Below are 17,203 nucleotides of genomic sequence, written 5' to 3'. Positions count from 1 at the left end.
TGCGGTGGGCGTCGCCGGAGTTCGGCCAGGTCAGGAGGGTGGCTCAGGACGCGGAGACGGTGCCGGCGGGGTGGTGGCGCGGGCGGTGGATCGGGGGTTTCGAGGTTCGGGTGGCTGGGTAGGTACGCCCGGCCGGGTGAGTGTGGCCGCGATTGCCGGCTGTCTCGTTCGTACGGCGGGTCCGGTTCTCCCCGATCGCGCGGTCACGCCGTCCGGGGTGGCGAGTTCGGCCAATTCCCGCCGCCGCACCGCCGCCACCGGCACGGTCGTGGCCAGCGCCGCCACGTGGCCGTCCGGTGCCGCCAACGGCCGGAGGTGGACCGGCTCGCGTGGCCAGCCCGGGACGTCCGAGCAGGCCAGCCGCCCCCGCACGTCCACCCGGGCCGGGGCCGCGGCCAGCCCCAGCCCCGCCAGTTTCATCGCCGCCTCCTTGCGGGTCCAGGCCGTCAGCAGGCGGCCGGCCTGCTCGTCCGGGGGCGCCGCGGAAAACTCGCGGTGCTCCGCGACCGACAGCACCACCCCCGCCAGCCCGGTGGGGTCGGCCGCCGCGGCCGGGTCCTCGATGTCGGCTCCTAAGCGTCCCGCGCTCGCCGCGGCGAGCAGCAGCCACCGCCCGGTGTGCGACACCGAGAACGCGGGCGCTCCCGGCAGCCGCGGCCGGCCGTGGCCGGGGTCGCCGCAGTGCTCGCACGACCGGTCGATCGTCACCTCCGCCGGGGGGACGCCGACCGCGACCGCGCCCCACCGGCGCTGCAGCGCACGGGAAGTCACGAAGACGTCCCCGGCCGGAGCCGCCAGCCGGGCGGCGCGGGCGCGTTCGGCTTCGGAGAGCCACCCGAGCCACGACGGCCGCGGGCGGATCGGCACCAGCCAGACGTCGACGATCATGGCGCCTGCGGCAGCAGCAGGGCCGCCCGCGGTGCGGGCAGCTCGTCCGACGGCGTGCCCAGCTCCGCCAGCAGGTGCGCGACGGCCGCGGCGAGCTGGTCGTCCTCGCCCGGCAGCAGCCGGTCCGGGGCGGGCACCACGGCCAGGTCGGGCTCCACGCCGTGGTTCTCCAGCGAAGCACCCACGTCGCCGAACCGGTAGCGGAACTCCGGTTGCGTGGTGACCGTGCCGTCCACCAGCCGGTGCCGCGGCCAGGTCGCGATCACGCCGCCCCAGCTGCGCCTGCCGATGAGCGGGCCCAGCCCGAGCGCCCGGAAGACGTGGGCGAAGATCTCGCCGTCGGAGCCGGTGTGCTCGTTCAGCAGGGTCGCCATCGGGCCGCGCGGCGACTCCGTCGGGTACGGCGCCATCCCGCTCCACCGGCCGTGCTCGGTGCCGGTGCGGCGCCGGGCCAGCCGGTCGAGCAGCAGTGGTGACACGTGCCCGCCGGTGTTGAACCGGACGTCCACGATCAGGCCGTCGCGGTCGAGCTCGGTCAGGAACCCGCGGACGAAGTCGGCGTAGCCGCTGCGCGTCATGTCGGGCACGTGCAGGTAGCCCAGCCGCTCGCCCGACACCGCCCGCACGTACGCGCGGTTGCCCTCGGCCCAGTCCAGGTACCGCGCCCGCGCCTCGCTCGCGCACGCCCGCACCACCACGCGGTGCTCGGCGCCGGCTCGCCGGACGGTCAGCTCGACCTCGCGGTCGGCCTGCCCGACCAGCAGCTCGCCGGGACCCGGCGGGCCGACCCGGCGGCCGTTGACCGCGACCACGGCGTCGCCCGCGCGGATGTCCGCGCCGAGCCGGGCGCACGGTGAGCCGGCCTTCGGGTTCCAGGGGTCGCCGCGCAGGATCCGCGCGATCCGCCACCGGGAGCCGTCGTCGGGGGTGTCCCAGTCGACGCCGAGGAAACCCTGCGCCTCGTCCGGCCCGGCGCGGTACTCGCCGCCGCGCTCGAAGGCGTGCGAGGTGCCGAGCTCGCCGTGCAGCTCCCAGATGAGGTCCGACAGCTCGGCGCGGCACGACACCAGCTCGGCGAGCGGGGCGTACCGGTCGTACACGGCGTCCCAGTCGAGGCCGGACATCCGCGCGTCCCAATAGCCTTCCCGCTGCAGCCGCCAGGCCTCGCGGAACATCTGCCGCCACTCGGCGGACGGGTCGAACGGGACCTTGACGCGCCCGAGGTCGACCCAGCCGGTCGCCGGCCCCGGTTCCTCGCCGTCGGGCGGGTCGCCGGCGGCGTCGGCGCGCAGCACCCGCAGCCGGCTGTCGGTGCGGTGCAGCACGACGTCGCCGCGCACGTCCAGCTCGTCGACCGCGCCGAGGCAGCCGGCGGTGACCCGGCCCGTGCCGAGGTCCACCAGCGACACCGTGCCCTCGCCGCCGGCGTCCGGGTGCGCCGGGTCCGGGGCCGCGAGCGGCACGGACAGCAGCAGGACCCGGCCGGGCAGGGCCGCGATGTCGCTGTAGCGGCCTTCGGGCACCGGGAACGCCGCCACCCGCCGGGAAATCCCGTCGAGGTCGACTTCCACCCGGCCGTCGCCGCGCGCGGCGGGCCGCGCCTGCCCCGGCACGGCGGCCCGCGGCTCGAACGGCGACTCCTCGTCCGCCCGCAGCGTGATCAGGTACGGCCGCGAGCCGAACGGGAACCCGACGTCGAACTGCACCTGGTCGAGCTCGGGCGTGAGGTCGCGCTGGCCGAGGAAGTAGAGGTACCGCCCGGAGGGGTCGAACGCCGGGCGCGCGTCCCGCACCACCGGTTCGGTGACCCGGTGGGTCCGCCCGGTGGTGGTGTCGGCGAGCTTGATCGACGACGTGCGCGGCGATTCCGGGAACGTGTAGGCCAGCCACCGGCCGTCGGGCGACCAGGCGAGGTCTTCGATGCGCTCGTGCCGGCTCGCGTCGAGCAGGCGGGGCCGGGGGAGCACGTCGGCGGTGTCCACGACCCACACGCGCTGGCGGCTGGTCGCGAAGGCGACGAGCCCCGACGCGGGGGAGGCGGTCAGCTCGGTGATGTGCCCGACGCCGCCCGCGACGAGCACCGGGGCGTCCTCGCCGCCCTCGGCGTCCATCAGCACGATCCGCTCGTCCGGGCTCTCGTCGGCGGCGACGGCGACCAGCTGCCGGCCGCCGGCCAGCCAGCGCAGCAGGCGGTAGCGCACGCCGTCGGCGCGGCCGTGCCCGCGGACCGGCCCGGACCAGTGCGCGAAGGTGAACGCCTTGCCGCGGGCGGTCACCGCGAGCCGGGTGCCGTCGGGGGACAGGCGTGCGCCGTCGAGGTACTCGCCCGCGGGGGCGAAGCGGCGGCCGCGCTGCGGGGCCGCGCCGCCCAGGTCGACCGCCACCGGCCGCGCGCCGCGCGGGTCGAGCACGTGCAGCCGGGCGCCCGCGGTGTAGACGAGCCGGGTGCCGTCGGTGCTGAGCCCGCGCGCGTAGTGGTCGTGGTGGTCGGTGTGGCAGCGCAGGTCGGTGCCGTCGGGCAGGCACGAATAGACGTTGCCGATGCCCTCGTGGTCGCTGATGAAGTGGACGCGGCCGCCGGCCCAGCAGGGGTCGGCGACGTTCCCGGGCAGCGCGACGAGCCGCGTGAACGGCCCGGCCTCCTGCTCGGCGTACCACAGTTCGCCGGTGCCGCCGCCGCGGTAGCGCTTCCACCGCGCGGGATCCGCGGTGTTGCGGCCGACGACGACGCCGGAGCCGCCGAAGGCGATCGTGTCGGCCGGCCCGAGGCGCAGCGGCCGCGCGGGACCGCCGGACGGCGGCACGGAGAACAGGCGCGCGCCGAAGCCGGACGGCTGTTCGGCGTCGGTCGCGTAGAGGACCTCGCCGGTGTGCGGGTGCCAGCCGACGGTGACGCAGCGGCCGGCCTGGAAGGTCAGCCGCCGGGGCGGGCCGCCCTCGGCGGGCATGACGTACACCTCGGCCGGCCCGTCGTAGGTGCCGACGAAGGCGATTTCGCTGCCGTCGGGGGAAATCCGTGGCCGCCGGGCCTCGCCGGGGCCCGCGGTCAGCCGGTGCGCCCGGCCGCCGTCGGCGGGCACCGACCACAGGTCGTCCTCGCAGGTGAAGTACAGGGTGCCCCCGGAGACCGCGGGCGTCCGCAGGTACCCGGCCCGCCCGGTCACGACCGGGCCTCGATCCGCGCGCGGATCCGCTCGGCCAGCTCCCGGCGGCGTTCCTCGGCGGACGCCTCGTGCTGCCGGATGTCCTCGTCGGACAGTGTCCAGTAGCACGCCGTCCGCCATTCGCCGACGGTGTGGGAATCCCGCTCGCAGCGGACCTGGTGCTGGGCTTCGAGCGCCTCGGCGGAGAGGAACATCGTGTTGTGCGTGTAGACCTGGTTGACGATCACGCGCATGTTCAGCTCGTCGCGCAGGTGCTTGTGCACCGCGTAGACGGCGAACGCGCCGAGGCCGCGGTCGCGCGGCAGCACGCCGAAGGACAGCTCGCAGCACTGCGCGCGCCAGTCGATCGAGGTGATCCACGCGAACCCCATCACGCGGTCGTGCGGGCCGCAGACGGTGAAGATCTGCTTGGTGCGCTGCTCCTCGGCGATGGTGCGGAGCTGGCCGGCCTGCAGGCCGTCGTCGTCCGAGCCGACGGCGAAGTCGGTGAGGTTCGCGGTGAACCGGGCCTCGCGCAGCAGTTCCGTGCGCAGCGGGACGTCCTCTTCGGTGAAGTGCCGGACGGTCACGATCGGCATGGCTCCTCCTTCACCAGGACCAGCACGTCGTGGAACGCGTGGCCGGCGTAGTGGTGGCCGGGCAGCACGCCGCCGCGGGCGAACCCGGCGCCGAGGAAGGCCGCGGCACTGCTCTCGGGGACCAGCGCGACGAACGACGTCCGCCGCTGGTAGGTGGTGAGGTGGCCGAGCAGCGCGCGCACGGGCTCGGGGCCGGCGGACGTGCTCGAGACGTACGCCTGCCGCGGCTGCGCCCGGTTCGGCACGCAGCCGACCAGCGCGCCACCCGCGGCGTACACCTGGGCCCCGCGGCGGGTGAGCTCGCGCACGAGCAGGGCGTCGTTCTGGGTCACCGGGTCGGTGCCGAGGAACCCGCGCGCGGCGGTCCCCGCGCGGCGCAGCCCCCGGGCGGCCTCGGCGGCCGAGAGCGGCCTCAGTTCAGTCATGGCGGATCGTCCCCCAGATCTCCCGTGCGGCGGGTGCGCCGTCGAACCAGGTGGCGGCCGGGACGACCGCTTCGCGCCGGAACCCGGCGGCGGCCAGCGCGGCCGGGCCGGGCGCCGCGGCCGGGGTGACCCAGCCGTGCAGGCGCCGCAGGTTCAGGCCGGTGAAGCCGTGCGCGACGGCGGCTTCGAGCAGTTCGTCCACATCAGACAGTGGATTGTGGACGCCGATTTCGACGCGGGCCCGGCGGTGCACCCAGTCGATGCCGGTGTAGCGGACGAAGGCGCCGTCGGTGACGCACAGCTCCTCGTCGTGCCCGGTGGGCGGCGGGACGCACGTCGGTTCGGCCAGCGCCGGCCAGTCCTCGATCGGCAGGCCCAGCAGCTCGCCGCCGAGCCACGGCCCGGTCAGCAGCTCGCGGTCGGTGCCGCGGTATCCGCGCAGTTTCATGACTCCGCCCAGACCTGGGAGAAGAAGACCGTGCCGCGGCGACGGCCTTCGTGGGTGGTCACGCCGGCGAGCGTGCCCTCTTCGGTGAGCCCGGCGGACCGCGCGAAGGCGAGGCCCGCCGGGTCGAACTCGGGGAACCGGACCGACAGCCGCACCAGCTCGTGGCGCCACCGCAGGGCCCGCACGATCTCGCGGTAGGCGTCGCGCCACCAGTGCGTGGGGACGTCGGAGCGCAGGCGCAGGTGCAGGACGTAGTGGCAGCCGTGCTCGCTGCCTTCGTGCTCGAGCGCGTAGAGGCCGACGGGCTCGCCGTCGGCGCAGAGCACGCGCGTGTCGTCGCCGAGGAGCCGGTCGATCTCCGCCTCCGGCCGCGTGCCGGGCCGGTCGGTGCGGAAGAAGAAGCCGGGGTCGGCGAACAGCGCGAGCACGGCGGGCCGGTCGGCCGCCCCGCAGGCGCGGGCCGACCAGCGCGGCAGCACGAAGTCCGCCGGTGCGGCGACGGCCGGTGCGGCGGACGCGATCGAGGTCATGGCCCCTCCCGGGCTGGTGGGATGGCGGTACCGGGCACTTTCACGTGAAAGTGACCCTCTCGCGGTGGTGGGGCGGCCGAGCGCGGGAGCGGCACCGGCCGGCGTGTGCCGGCGGCGGTGCCGCGCCCGCGGTGGCCGCGAGAGACGGCACTTCCGGTGGGGAAGTGCCGGGTCCGGCGGGATGGCGACGCGGTCGGTGCCGGCCGTCGCCATCCCGCCGGGTGTCACGCCTCCTTGGAAGCGACCTTCGAGGCCTCCTTGGACGCCACCTTGGACGCCTCCTTAGAGGCCTCCTTGCTGGCGACCTTCGAAGCGACCTTCGACGCGACCTTGCTGGCGACCTTCGAAGCTTCCTTCGACATGGGTGGTACTCCATTCATCAGGTGGGATTTCCCCGCGGATCCGATCCGCAATTCCTGCGTTCCGAGCGGGGCCAACCCAGATTCACCGACGAACCGTTGCGGGTCAAGGAAAACTCCGGTGCGCCCGGTGTCATGTTCGTGCCACGGAGAACGTGCCACCGCCAAGGGCTAACCATTCCCGCCGCGGCCGCCCACTATCGGCCTACGACGATTCACGGTTGGAGGCCCCGGATGCCCGAGGCGAAGAGCGCGAACCTCTGCTGGGGACAGCACCACCACCTGCTGCGGTACCTGCGGGTGCCGGCGCCGTCCCGGCACGAGGCGCACATCGGCACCAGCTACCCGCTGCCCGCGGGCTGCACGGTCGCGGCCGTCCGCGCCGCGCTGACGCACCTGGTGCGGCGGCACGAAGTGCTGCGCACGGTCTACGACCTCACCGGCACCGCCGCCGACGGCCGCGCCTGGCCGCGCCAGGTCGTGCAGCCGCCGGCACCGCAGCCGGTCACCGAGGCGACCACGGAGGACGCCGTGGACGTCATCGCGCGGCTCACCCGCACCCCGTTCGACCTGGCCCGCGAGTGGCCCCTGCGGGCGTGCGTGGTCACCACCGGCGGCCGGCTGGTGCGCCTGCACCTGGTCTTCAACCACCTGGCCTTCGACGACGTCGCCCTCGACCGGCTGGCCGCCGAGCTCGACGAGCTGCTGGCCGCCCGCACCGAGGGCCGTCCCGCGGTGCTGGACCCGGTCGAACACCAGCCGGTGGACCTCGCCCGCTTCGAAGAGAGCCGCACCGAGGCCGACCTCGAACCCGCGCTCGGACACTGGCGCGACATCGTGGAGAAGCTCCCCGCGGACGTCTTCTCGAAGCGCCGCAGGGCCTCCGAGGCCGCGCACAGCGCCTCCTTCACCGTCCCGTCGCTGCTGCCGGCCGCCCGGGCGATCGCGGCCCGCGAGCACGTGTGGCCCTCGGCCGTGCACCTCGCCGCCTATGCCGTCACGCTCGCCGCGTACACCGGCGAAACGGTGGTCGCGCACCGGATGTACACCAGCCAGCGCGACGCCAGCGGCTTCGGCGGCGCGGTCACGTGCCTGTCCTACCCGACGCCGGTGCTCGCCGACCTCGGCGGCGATCCGCGCTTTTCGGCCGTGGTCAAGGCGTCCGCCACCCGCGTGAGCCAGGCGATGACGCACGCGCACGTGCCCTACGACCGCGTGTACGAGCTGATCGCCGAGGAGGGTGCCCGGCGCGGGACGCCGGTGCGTGTCGTGGCCGAGCTGAACTTCCTCGACAACGCGCCGCGGTCGTGCCGGGCCAAGCGGGACCGGTACGCGGTCAACGCCGCTCCCGCCGACTGGGCCCTCGCCGGTTCGGACAGCTACCTGCGCATCTACGAATGGGCCGACGGCATCACCCTCGCGCTGCAGGCGCTGGACGCCGTCATGGACGCCGATGCCGTCGAGCAGTTCCTGCGCGGCTACGCCCGGCTCGTCGAGGCCCACCGCGACCCCGGCACCGACCTGCGCGTCAGCGAGGCCGCCGCGCTCATCGGCTTCACCCCGCCCGCGGCACCGCGGACCGGGCCCACGCGGCCGGAACCCACCGGATCCGCGCCCGCCGAGCGCGTGCTCGTCGACGTCGTCGCCGAGGTCAACGGCCTCGACGGGGTCGATCCGGCCCGCAGCTACACCGGCGCGGGCGGGCGCGTGCTGCGCCTGCCCCGCGTCGTCGAAGCCCTGCACGAGCGCGGCTGGTCGGCCGGGCTCGTCCCGTTCACCACCACCCGCCCCCTGTCCGCGCTCGCGCACGAACTCGTGCCGGCGCGCGGCTGAGCCGGAAGAAGAGGAGGAAACCCATGTCCCTGCTCGAAGCACCCCGCCTGGAACGGGTGGCGTCGTTCGTGCCGGAGACGAGCCTGCCGGTCGCGGACCTGGCCGGCCCGCTCGGCCTCGACGCGACGCAGCTGCGCTTCTTCACCCGCTTCCTCGGGCTCGACCGCGTCGCCGTCGCGGACGGCCTCGAACTGGCCGACCTGCTGGCGGGCGCCGGGGAGCGCGTGCTGGCCGGTACGGACCGCGACTCGGTCCGGTTCCTGGTCCACGCGCACACCATGCAGCACGTCGCCGTCGCCACGCCCGGCCTGCTGGAGGACGTGCGGACGCGGCTGCGGCTGCACCGCGCGACCGCGTTCAGCCTGTCGCACCTCAACTGCGTGGTCGGCATCCACGCCCTGCACGTCGCGCGGTCGCTGCTGGCGACCGCGGCGCCGGGCGAGCGGGTGCTCGTGCTGACCGGCGACAAGGTGCTCATGCACGAGGCCCGGCTGATCCGTGACACCACGATCCAGGGTGACGGCGCCGCGGCGGTGCTGCTCGGCCCGGACCCGCGCGGCGACCGCGTCCTCGGGCGCGCGCTGACCGTGCTGGGCGAGTTCTACCGCGGCATCGACTGCGACGAGGCCCTGCAGCTGCAGTACAAGCACGTCTACCCGGACGCGCTCGCGCAGGTCATGCAGGACGCCCTCGACGACGCCCGGGTCGAGGCCGCGGACATCGCGGCCATCCTGCCGCACAACGTCAACAAGCTGTCGTGGAAACGCATCACCGGCGCGCTCGGCGTGCCGCGGGACCGCGTGTTCCTCGACAACGTCGGGAAGTACGCCCACTGCTACAGCTCCGACCCGTTCATCAACCTGGCGGCGGCGCGCGCGGACGGGCGGGTCGATCCGGGGGACCTCGTGCTGCTGGCTTCGGCCGGCCTCGGGGCGACCTTCGCGGCGGCCGTCGTCGAGATCGGAGAAGGGAACCAGGGATGAATTTCGTGGCACGGCTGAAGAAGGACCTCACCGGCGACGCCGGTGCGCGGTTCGTCTTCGTCAACAACTTCGAGGTGGAGCGCAGCTGGGCGGTGGGCGAGCCGAAACTGCCCGGCGCCGGCATCTCGTTCGCGGGGGCCACGGTCAACCGCATGGAGGAGATGGGTGCGCTGCTGGCCGGCGAGGGCGACCTGGTGGTGCTGAAGGCGCCCATGGACCCCGCGTTCGCCGGCTACCTCGCCCGGATCGGCGCGGCCGACGGCTCGACGTTGGTCGCCGAGCACAACGACCCGGGCGCGATGGTGACCGAAGACGCGCTCGACTCGCCGGAGCTGCTGGGCAAGCTGCGGGAGCTGGCCGACGGCAACACCTACCTGATGCCGCTGGGCATTTCGGCGTCGGAGGAGGCGCTGGCCAAGGAGTCCGGGCTGCCGCTGGCCGGCTCGACCGCGCAGATCTGCAAGGCGGTCAACGGCAAGGTGTTCAGCCGCGGCCTGGTCGACTCGCTCGGCCTGCGCCAGGTGCCGGGCCGGGTGGTGCTCACGGTCGGCGAGCTGCGCGAGGCCCTCACCTCTCAGCTGGCCCTGGGCGGCCGGGTCGTGGTCAAGGAGTCGCTCGGCGTCTCGGGCCGCGGCATGGTCGTCGTCGAGGACGAGCGCGGCGCGAACCGCCTGCTGCGCCTGATCGAGCGCCGCGGGGCCGACGCGCCCGCGAACCTCGTCGTCGAGTCCTGGATCGAGCACGCCCAGGACCTGAACTACCAGTTCGTCGTGTCCCGCACCGGCGGGGTCCGGTTCGAGACGGTCAAGGCGGCCGTGCTCAAGAACGGCGTCCACCAGGGCCACCGCTTCCCGGTGGAGCTGCCGCCGGTCGCCGCCCGCGAGCTGGCCGAAGCCGTGGAAAAGATCGGGCGTGCCCTGCACGCCGAAGGGTTCTTCGGGATGGTCGGGGTCGACGCCATGCTGGCCGCCGACGGCACGCTCTACCCGTGCCTGGAGATCAACGCCCGGTTCAACATGTCGACCTACCAGAGCCGGATCGCGGAGAAGTTCATCCCCGAGGGCCGGCACGCCATCGCGGCGACCTTCTCGCTGAAGCTCCAGCGCGAGCACACCTTCGCCGAGGTCGAGCGGGCGCTCGGCGACCTGTTCTTCACCGGCGCCGGCGACACCGGCGTGCTGGTCAACAACTTCGCGACGCTCAACGCCGCGTTCACCGGCGAAGGCTCCTTCCACGGCCGTCTCTACGCGATCTGCGTCGGCGACTCGCCGGAAGAGGCCCTCGCCGTCCGGACCGAAGCCGAGCGCCGCCTCGGCGTCATGGCAGGGGAAAACGCATGACCGACATCGACTACCAGGACCTGGCCGCGCGCTTCGGCACGCCGCTCTACGTCTACGACGGCGACGTCCTGCACGCCACCATCACCGGCCTGCGCGCGGTGCTGCACCCGGCGATCGAGGTCTTCTACTCCTTGAAGGCCAACCCGAACATCAGCGTCTTCGCCGCCCTGCACGCCGGCGGCGCGCGGGCCGAGGTCTCGTCCATCGTGGAGCTGCAGACCGTGCTCACCGCCGGCGCGCGGCCCGACGACATCATCTTCCTCGGCCCCGGCAAGAGCGAGCAGGAACTGCGGGCCTGCCTGGAAACGGGCGTCTACGCGATCGTCTGCGAGTCCTTCGCGGAACTCGACGACATCGAGCGGCTCGGCGCCGAGCTCGGGAAGCAGCAGCGGGTGCTGCTGCGGATCAACCCGACCTGCGCGATCAGCGGGTCCCGGCTGACCATGGGCGGCAAGCCCCGCCAGTTCGGCATCGACGAGGCCCAGGTCCTCGCCGCCGGGCCGCGGCTGGCGGAGTACCGCCACGCCGACGTCGCCGGCATCCAGGTCTACATGGGCACGCGCATCCTCGACGCCGACGTCATCGGCAAGAACACGCGGTACGCCCTCGACCTGGCCGAGCGGGTGGTCGCGGAGACCGGGATCCGGCTGGAAGCGGTCGACATCGGCGGCGGCCTCGGCGTCGCGTACTTCGAAGGCGAGGACGACCTCGAAGCGGCCGACGTGGCCGACGTGATCAACCCGATGCTCGAGGAGTTCCACCGGAAGCACCCGGCCACCCGGCTGATCATGGAATCCGGCCGGTTCCTGGCCGGCCGCGCCGGGGTCTACGTGCTCGGCGTCCGGTACGTCAAGGAGTCGATGGGGGAGCGGTTCGCCATCGCGGACGGCGGCACCCACCACCACATGGCGGCGGTCGGCATCGGCTCGTTCGTCAAGCGCAACTTCCCGGCCGTGCTGCTCACCCCGCGCGCGGCGGGCGAGGACACCGACGACACCGTCGAGCCGGGCCCGTGGACCGTCACCGGCCCGCTGTGCACGCCCAACGACACCCTGCTCAAGCAGGTCAAACTGCCCGACCTGCGCCCCGGCGACCTGGTCGGCGTCCTGAACTCCGGCGCCTACGGGCCGTCGGCTTCACCCGGGCTGTTCCTCAGCCACGGGTTCCCCGCCGAGGTGCTCGTGCGCGGGGGAGCGGCCTTCCTGGTCCGCGACCGCGACGAGCCCGCGGACCTGCTGCGCAAGCAGCACCTGCACCAGCCCACCACCAGCAGCACCAGCACGGAAAGCGAGCCGAGATGAACCGCACCGAGATCGTCGCCCACCTGGAGATCGCCCTGTCCGCCGTGCTCAACAAGGAGATCGGCGGCGTCACCCCGGAGCTGCGCCTGTTCGAGGACCTGGCGCTCGACTCCACCAGCGTCATCGAGCTGCTGATGAGCCTCGAGGACACGATCGGCCTCGAGATCGACCCGGACGAGCTCGGCCCGGAGGTCTTCCGCACGGTCGGCAGCCTGACCGACTACATCGAGTCGGCCTTCGCCAGGGCCGCTGCGGCGGTCTGAGCCATGTCCCTCCAGACGCTCGCACCCCCGGGCCGGGTCGCCGTACCCGCGCGCCCGGCCGGGGTGCACCTGAGCGGCGTGACGCACCGGGTGTTCACCGAACGCGCCAAGCCGGTGTTCGGGATGCGCCCGGACCTGGCCCGGCTCATGGTCGAGACCTTCGGGGCCGCCGCCGACCAGGAGGACTTCCTGGCCCGCACCGGCAACGGGTTCATCGAGATGACCGAGGCCCTGCTGGCGGAGGCGGACACGCCGCTGCCGCCGCTGGACGCGGTGGTGCTCGCCTACCACTCGCCCGACCTGTACCACTCCGAAGTCGCCGGCTGCTACCTCGCCGGACGCCTGCCGGGCAACCCGGAACCGTGCTCGGTCGCCGGGCCCGGTCCGGGGGCGGCGTTCACCGCGCTGCGCCTGCTGGACGGCATGTGCCGGCTCGGCGAGGCGGCCTCGGCGGCCCTGCTCGTGTACGACCAGAACGCCGTCCTGTGGGACAGCGGCCACCCCGCCACGCACCGGCCCGACGCGGCGGTGCTGCTGCGGGCCGGCGCGACCGGCGACGTCGCCGTGACCGAGCTGGAGGAGGTGCGGCTCGGCGGGACCGGGCCGCACACCGCCACCCTCGCACTGGCCGACGTGCTCTACCGGCACCCGGGCGTGGACGTGCTGGCCGGCGCGGGGCTGGCCAAACGGCTCGCCGGCACCCCCTACGCCGGCCGCGTCGAGCCGGTGCCGGACCTGTGGTGCACCGGCGTGTGGGCGGGTCTCGCCCGCCGGTGGCCGCTGGACGAACCGGTGCTGCTGGCCGACTTCGAACCCGCGGGCGGCACGTTCTGCAGCTGCCTGCTCACGCCGGGGAGGGAGCACTGATGGACACGGGGCTGTCCCGGGTCGCCGTGCGGCTGCCCGGCCGCGTCGAGCCCGTCGACGACGTGCTCGTGCGGTCGGGCGCCAAACCCTTGGAGCGGCGCATGTTCGGCCGCATCTACGGCCTGCGCGACAGCCCGGTGCTCGCGCCGGGCGAGCGGATGGCGGACCACCTGGCCGAGGCCGGGCGGACCGCGCTCGGCGGCGGGCCGGCGAGCCTGGTGCTCTACGGCCACACGCTGCTCATCGCCGAGCTGGACCTGTGCGGCACTTTCCCGGACCGGCTGCGCGACGCGCTCGGCCTGCCGGGCGTCCCGTTCTTCGGGGTGTCGCACGTCAACTGCACGTCGGTGCTGCGCTCGGTCGAGCTGGCCCGGCGCTACCTGGCCCGGCCCGGCGCGGCGCCGGACGACCGGGTGCTCGTGCTCGGCGGTGACCAGGGCAGCGCCAGCGACCGCGGCCGCTACATCCCGGGAACGACCATCGCCGGTGACACGGCCGCGGCGCTCGTGGTGTCCCGCGGCCCGTCCCGCTACCGCTACCTCGGCGGCGCGAGCACCCGTGACACGCGGTTCCACCGCAGCCTGCGGATGACCAAGGAGGAGTTCACGCTCTTCGGCAAGGTCTGCTGCGAGCAGGCGGTCGCCGTCGTGGGCGCCGCGGCCCGTGCCGCCGGTCTCACTCTGTCCGATGTGGACTGGGTGCTGCCGGACCTGTCCAACCGCATGTTCTGGCGCACCTTCAGCGGGCTGTCCGGCTTCCCGTTCGACCGGATCCCGCTGGAGCTGGTCGCCGAGCGCGGGCACAACTTCGGGGTCGACTCGCTGCTCGCCCTGGAGCACGCCGACGCGGCCGGCCGGCTGCGTCCCGGACAACGCTGCGCCCTGGTCTCCGTGGGCCAGGGCGCCTACTTCCAGTCGGTGATCGTCGAGGTCGTGGAGGAGAAGTGACCACCAGCCTGCTCGAATGCGAGCGGACCGCACGCAGTGCCGGCCTCGCGGCCGGTCTCGCGCGGGCCCTGCCCGCCACCCCGGCCGACCGGCTGGCCCCCGGCCGGTACGCGGCCGTGCCCGCCGGTGCGGTGCCCGAAGGCGCCGAAGTGCGCACGCACAGCCTGGCCGACCGCGAGGACATCGTCTTCCTCGCCTGCCCGGGCCGTCCCCGCGAAGAGCGGGACGCCCACGAACTGGCCGACTTCGGCCGGCACCTGGCCGCCGTGCGCCTCGGCGTACTGCGCTCGGTGCTCGACCACGTCGCCGAGCACTTGTCGAACCGCACGTCCGGCGACGAACCGCTGATCCGCAAGCAGCTGATCGTCGGTGCGATCGGCGACGTGATGGCCGCGGTGGAACGGCTGCGCGCCCAGGTGCGCTCGCAGCGGCACCCGGTCGCCGTGGCCGACGTCCACCGCGAGCTGGACGAGCTGGGCTGGCGGGTGGCCCAGCACCTCGGCGCTTCGGGCTTCCTCGCCACCTCACCCGCGCGGTCGCTCTACGTCTCGGCCCTGGTGGCCGGCACCTGGGTGGACCGGGAACCGGAAGGAGAACCGGCATGATCGAGCTGAGCGACCGCGTCCGCGCGGTCCGCGACCTGAGCCGGGAGGCGGCCGTCGACCTGCGGTCGCGCGCCCTGGCCATCGACACCGACCCGGACGCGATGGACGAGCACTACAACTCGCCCGTGTTCGAAATGGTCCGGCAGGCCGACACGCCGCCGCAGTACCGCGAGTCGCTGCCGTCGACGCCGTTGCTGCGGGCGATGGAACGCGGATCGTGCCTGGAGAACGTGGCCGGGCTGATCGAGCTGGCCCGCGGTGACGTCGGGGCGATCCTGGCCTGCCCGTCACCCGGCCTGGCCGGGGTGTTCGTCGAGCTGCTCGGCACGCCCGAGCAGCAGGAGTGGTTCTTCACCCGGATGCACGGCGGCCGCCGCTGGTCGTTCTTCGCGATGACCGAAGAGAGCCGCGGCAACGACGCGACGGCGATGGAGACCCGCTTCGACCGCGACGGCGAGGGCTGGCGGCTCAACGGCGGCAAGTGCTACGTCGGCAACGCCGCCCGCGGCAGCGTCGGCGTGGTGTTCGGCCGCACCGGCCGGGGCGCGCTGTCGATCCGCGCGGCGCTGGTCGAGGTCCCGGCGCCCGGCTGGCACGGCGAAAAGCTCGAGATGATCGGCCTGCGCGGCGCGTACATCAGCCGACTGTCCTTTTCGGACGTCGCCATCCCGGCCGGGCGCATGCTGGGCGACCACCTGCCGGTGACCCGGCGCGGGATCTTCGCCGCCATCACGACGTTCAACCACATGCGGGTGCGGATCGCCGCGTCCGCCGTGGGCACGGCGCTGGCGATGGTCGAGTACGTGCTGGAGCACCGCAAGAACGCCCCGGGCGGCCAGCTGGCCCTCGCCCGCGCCGAAGCGGGCCGCGAGCTGGTGTACGAAGCGGCGGCGCGGATCGACCGCGACCCCGAGCGCGGCTACCTCTCCAGCGCCGCGAAGCTCGGCGCGGTCCGCCTGGCGGTGGACACGGCGCACTGGGCGTCGGCCGCACTCGGTCCGGCCGGCCTGATCGAGCACCCGCTGCTGGAGAAGTGGACGCGGGACGTGCCCGCGTTCGAGTTCATGGAGGGCACCAGCAACATCCACCGCCTGCACGTGGCGCGCGGGTACCAGGCGGGAGACGCCGATGCCTGACCTCGGGATCGACACGATCGCGTTCGCCGCCGCGCGGCGCGAGGAGTACGTGCCGCTGTCGTCGTTGCCCGGCGCCGCCGACCTGGTGCCGCCGGAGCGGCTGGCCGCGGCCGGGATCCCGTTGTCCCGGTTGATGGTCCGGATCCCGGAGGACGACGACGTCGACGTCACCGCGCAGGTGCTCGCGGCACTGGGCCCGCCCGCGGTGCCGCAGCCGCTGTTCTTCGTGCGGTCCGGCCCCCTGCGCGACCCGAACGTGGCCGCGCTGGCCGGGCTGGTGCACCGCAGCGGCTGGGCGGGCGAGGACGTCGGCCTGACGCACCTCGACGAGCTCGGCGGCACGGCGGTCTTCGGGCTGCTGGAGTGGGCGGTCGAGACGGAGGCGACGGCGGTCATCTGCGACGAACCGCTGTTCGCCGACTCGGCCGCCGGCCACCCGCGGTTCGCGGCGGTCGGCTTGAGAGTCCGGCGCGGCGCGTCCGCGTTGACGATTTCCGGTTGCGGCGAAGGAAAACCGGCGCTCGCGGGCGACCACCGGTTCACCGGCCGCGGCCCGTGCGACGCGTGGCTGGCGTTCTGCGCGGCCCTGGCCGAGGGCGTGGTCGCCGACGGCGACCGCGTCCTGCTGCACACGCGCGGCCCGATCCGCGAGGGCTGGCTTTCGCTGCTCGCCCTGGACGTTTCCGCGGTGCGGCTGGTGCCGGCGGCCACGGCGAGCCTGCTCGGGGGGCGGAGTGGATGAGGATCGGCGTGGACCTGATGTCGATCCCGCGGTTCGCGGAGGTCGCGGCGCACCACCGGTACCGGACGCTGGTCTTCACGCCGGTGGAGCTGGAGCAGGCCGCCCGGATGGGTGCCGAACGGTCCCTGGAACGGCTGGCCGGGCGGTTTTCCGTCAAGGAGGCGACCTGCAAGATGCTGGGCCGTGGCTTCGGCCAGGGCCTGCGCTGGCGTGACATCGAGGTCACCAACGACGACTGGGGAGCGCCGTTGGTGACCCTCGGCGGCGGCGCGGCCGAGCTCGCGGAAGAGGCGGGCCTCGAGGAGATCGTGGTGACGCTGAGCCACCAGGCCGACCTGGTGGTCGCGGTCGCGGCGGCGGGGTGCGCCCGGCCGCCCCGCCCGTTCCGCCGCGCGGTGGCACCTGCTCTTGCCGCGCCGGTACCGGCGCGCTTCGACGAACTGGCGGCTCTGGCCGCCGACCTGTTCTCGGTGCCCGCCACCGAAGTGGCCACCGCGGAGTCCTTCGCGGGCGATCTGGGGGTCACGTCGGTGGTGGTGATCGAGCTGCTTGCCCGGATCGAGAGCCGGTACGGCATCCGGCTGCCGGAGTCCGGCGTCTACCGGATGACGGATCTGCCGCGGACCTACGGGGTCGTGGCGGAGGCCGCCGGATGGTAGGGCGGGCAGAGAGAAGGGGCCTTCCGCAAGCGGAAGGCCCCTTCTCGTGTGGCCCGGTCCCAAGCGCCCCAAGGTGGCCTTCGGTGCTCCATCCATGCCCCCGCCACCACCCTCAACGGAGGCGCTTCGCGCCGC

General features: G+C 74.1%; 18 protein-coding genes. 11 read left to right on the top strand and 7 right to left on the bottom strand.

Annotation, left to right across the window (positions count from 1 at the left end; all coding sequences use genetic code 11):
* Positions 1-30: 30 nt before the first annotated feature.
* The 7 genes from ACLJPY_RS19835 to ACLJPY_RS19805 form a co-directional block, all read right to left on the bottom strand.
* Positions 31-888, bottom strand: a complete 858-nt coding sequence (locus tag ACLJPY_RS19835; protein WP_410590399.1) for a 4'-phosphopantetheinyl transferase family protein — start codon at positions 886-888, stop codon at positions 31-33.
* Positions 885-4,052, bottom strand: coding sequence for a S41 family peptidase (locus ACLJPY_RS19830; protein ID WP_410590397.1), 3,168 nt, complete (start codon positions 4,050-4,052; stop codon positions 885-887). The genes ACLJPY_RS19835 and ACLJPY_RS19830 overlap by 4 nt, the downstream gene beginning before the upstream one ends.
* The gene (locus tag ACLJPY_RS19825) at positions 4,049-4,630 is read right to left on the bottom strand and encodes a GNAT family N-acetyltransferase (RefSeq protein ID WP_410590395.1); all 582 of its coding nucleotides are present in this window, start codon (positions 4,628-4,630) and stop codon (positions 4,049-4,051) included. Before ACLJPY_RS19825 ends, ACLJPY_RS19830 begins: the two co-directional genes overlap by 4 nt.
* Positions 4,618-5,055 carry a hypothetical protein gene (locus ACLJPY_RS19820; RefSeq protein WP_410590393.1) on the bottom strand — a complete coding sequence of 146 codons (438 nt, stop codon included), beginning with the start codon at positions 5,053-5,055 and terminating at the stop codon, positions 4,618-4,620. Before ACLJPY_RS19820 ends, ACLJPY_RS19825 begins: the two co-directional genes overlap by 13 nt.
* Positions 5,048-5,503, bottom strand: a complete 456-nt coding sequence (locus ACLJPY_RS19815; protein WP_410590391.1) for a hypothetical protein — start codon at positions 5,501-5,503, stop codon at positions 5,048-5,050. The genes ACLJPY_RS19820 and ACLJPY_RS19815 overlap by 8 nt, the downstream gene beginning before the upstream one ends.
* On the bottom strand, positions 5,500-6,033 hold the full coding sequence (locus ACLJPY_RS19810) for a hypothetical protein (protein ID WP_410590389.1): 534 nt from the start codon (positions 6,031-6,033) through the stop codon (positions 5,500-5,502). The genes ACLJPY_RS19815 and ACLJPY_RS19810 overlap by 4 nt, the downstream gene beginning before the upstream one ends.
* Before the next feature lie 224 nt (positions 6,034-6,257).
* Entirely contained in the window at positions 6,258-6,395 is a 138-nt protein-coding gene (locus tag ACLJPY_RS19805; RefSeq protein WP_410590387.1) for a hypothetical protein, read from the bottom strand.
* A 231-nt stretch (positions 6,396-6,626) separates the two neighbouring features.
* Here ACLJPY_RS19805 and ACLJPY_RS19800 point away from each other — a divergent pair, with 231 nt between their 5' ends.
* The 11 genes from ACLJPY_RS19800 to acpS are packed head-to-tail and all read left to right on the top strand — an operon-like array spanning position 6,627 to position 17,068.
* On the top strand, positions 6,627-8,225 hold the full coding sequence (locus ACLJPY_RS19800) for a condensation domain-containing protein (RefSeq protein WP_410590385.1): 1,599 nt from the start codon (positions 6,627-6,629) through the stop codon (positions 8,223-8,225).
* Between the two features lie 23 nt (positions 8,226-8,248).
* Positions 8,249-9,208 (top strand): 3-oxoacyl-[acyl-carrier-protein] synthase III C-terminal domain-containing protein, encoded by a 960-nt coding sequence (locus ACLJPY_RS19795; protein WP_410590384.1) that lies wholly within the window; start codon positions 8,249-8,251, stop codon positions 9,206-9,208.
* On the top strand, positions 9,205-10,548 hold the full coding sequence (locus ACLJPY_RS19790) for an ATP-grasp domain-containing protein (RefSeq protein WP_410590383.1): 1,344 nt from the start codon (positions 9,205-9,207) through the stop codon (positions 10,546-10,548). The genes ACLJPY_RS19795 and ACLJPY_RS19790 overlap by 4 nt, the downstream gene beginning before the upstream one ends.
* The gene (locus ACLJPY_RS19785) at positions 10,545-11,849 is read left to right on the top strand and encodes a type III PLP-dependent enzyme (protein ID WP_410590381.1); all 1,305 of its coding nucleotides are present in this window, start codon (positions 10,545-10,547) and stop codon (positions 11,847-11,849) included. The genes ACLJPY_RS19790 and ACLJPY_RS19785 overlap by 4 nt, the downstream gene beginning before the upstream one ends.
* Positions 11,846-12,112: an acyl carrier protein gene (locus ACLJPY_RS19780; protein WP_003100549.1), complete on the top strand. Its 267-nt coding sequence runs from the start codon at positions 11,846-11,848 to the stop codon at positions 12,110-12,112. Before ACLJPY_RS19785 ends, ACLJPY_RS19780 begins: the two co-directional genes overlap by 4 nt.
* A gap of 3 nt (positions 12,113-12,115) precedes the next feature.
* Complete coding sequence (locus ACLJPY_RS19775; RefSeq protein WP_410590380.1) at positions 12,116-12,979, top strand: hypothetical protein; 864 nt, start codon at positions 12,116-12,118, stop codon at positions 12,977-12,979.
* Complete coding sequence (locus ACLJPY_RS19770) at positions 12,979-13,926, top strand: 3-oxoacyl-[acyl-carrier-protein] synthase III C-terminal domain-containing protein (protein WP_410590378.1); 948 nt, start codon at positions 12,979-12,981, stop codon at positions 13,924-13,926. The genes ACLJPY_RS19775 and ACLJPY_RS19770 overlap by 1 nt, the downstream gene beginning before the upstream one ends.
* On the top strand, positions 13,923-14,531 hold the full coding sequence (locus tag ACLJPY_RS19765) for an acyl-CoA dehydrogenase family protein (RefSeq protein ID WP_410590377.1): 609 nt from the start codon (positions 13,923-13,925) through the stop codon (positions 14,529-14,531). Before ACLJPY_RS19770 ends, ACLJPY_RS19765 begins: the two co-directional genes overlap by 4 nt.
* On the top strand, positions 14,528-15,667 hold the full coding sequence (locus ACLJPY_RS19760) for an acyl-CoA dehydrogenase family protein (protein ID WP_410590375.1): 1,140 nt from the start codon (positions 14,528-14,530) through the stop codon (positions 15,665-15,667). The genes ACLJPY_RS19765 and ACLJPY_RS19760 overlap by 4 nt, the downstream gene beginning before the upstream one ends.
* Complete coding sequence (locus ACLJPY_RS19755; RefSeq protein ID WP_410590373.1) at positions 15,660-16,409, top strand: hypothetical protein; 750 nt, start codon at positions 15,660-15,662, stop codon at positions 16,407-16,409. The genes ACLJPY_RS19760 and ACLJPY_RS19755 overlap by 8 nt, the downstream gene beginning before the upstream one ends.
* Positions 16,406-17,068 carry a holo-ACP synthase gene (acpS, locus tag ACLJPY_RS19750; protein WP_410590372.1) on the top strand — a complete coding sequence of 221 codons (663 nt, stop codon included), beginning with the start codon at positions 16,406-16,408 and terminating at the stop codon, positions 17,066-17,068. Before ACLJPY_RS19755 ends, acpS begins: the two co-directional genes overlap by 4 nt.
* Positions 17,069-17,203: the final 135 nt, after the last annotated feature.

Source organism: Amycolatopsis sp. lyj-23, assembly GCF_046549135.1.
GTDB lineage: Bacteria > Actinomycetota > Actinomycetes > Mycobacteriales > Pseudonocardiaceae > Amycolatopsis.
This window is presented reverse-complemented; position numbering and strand designations above follow the sequence as displayed.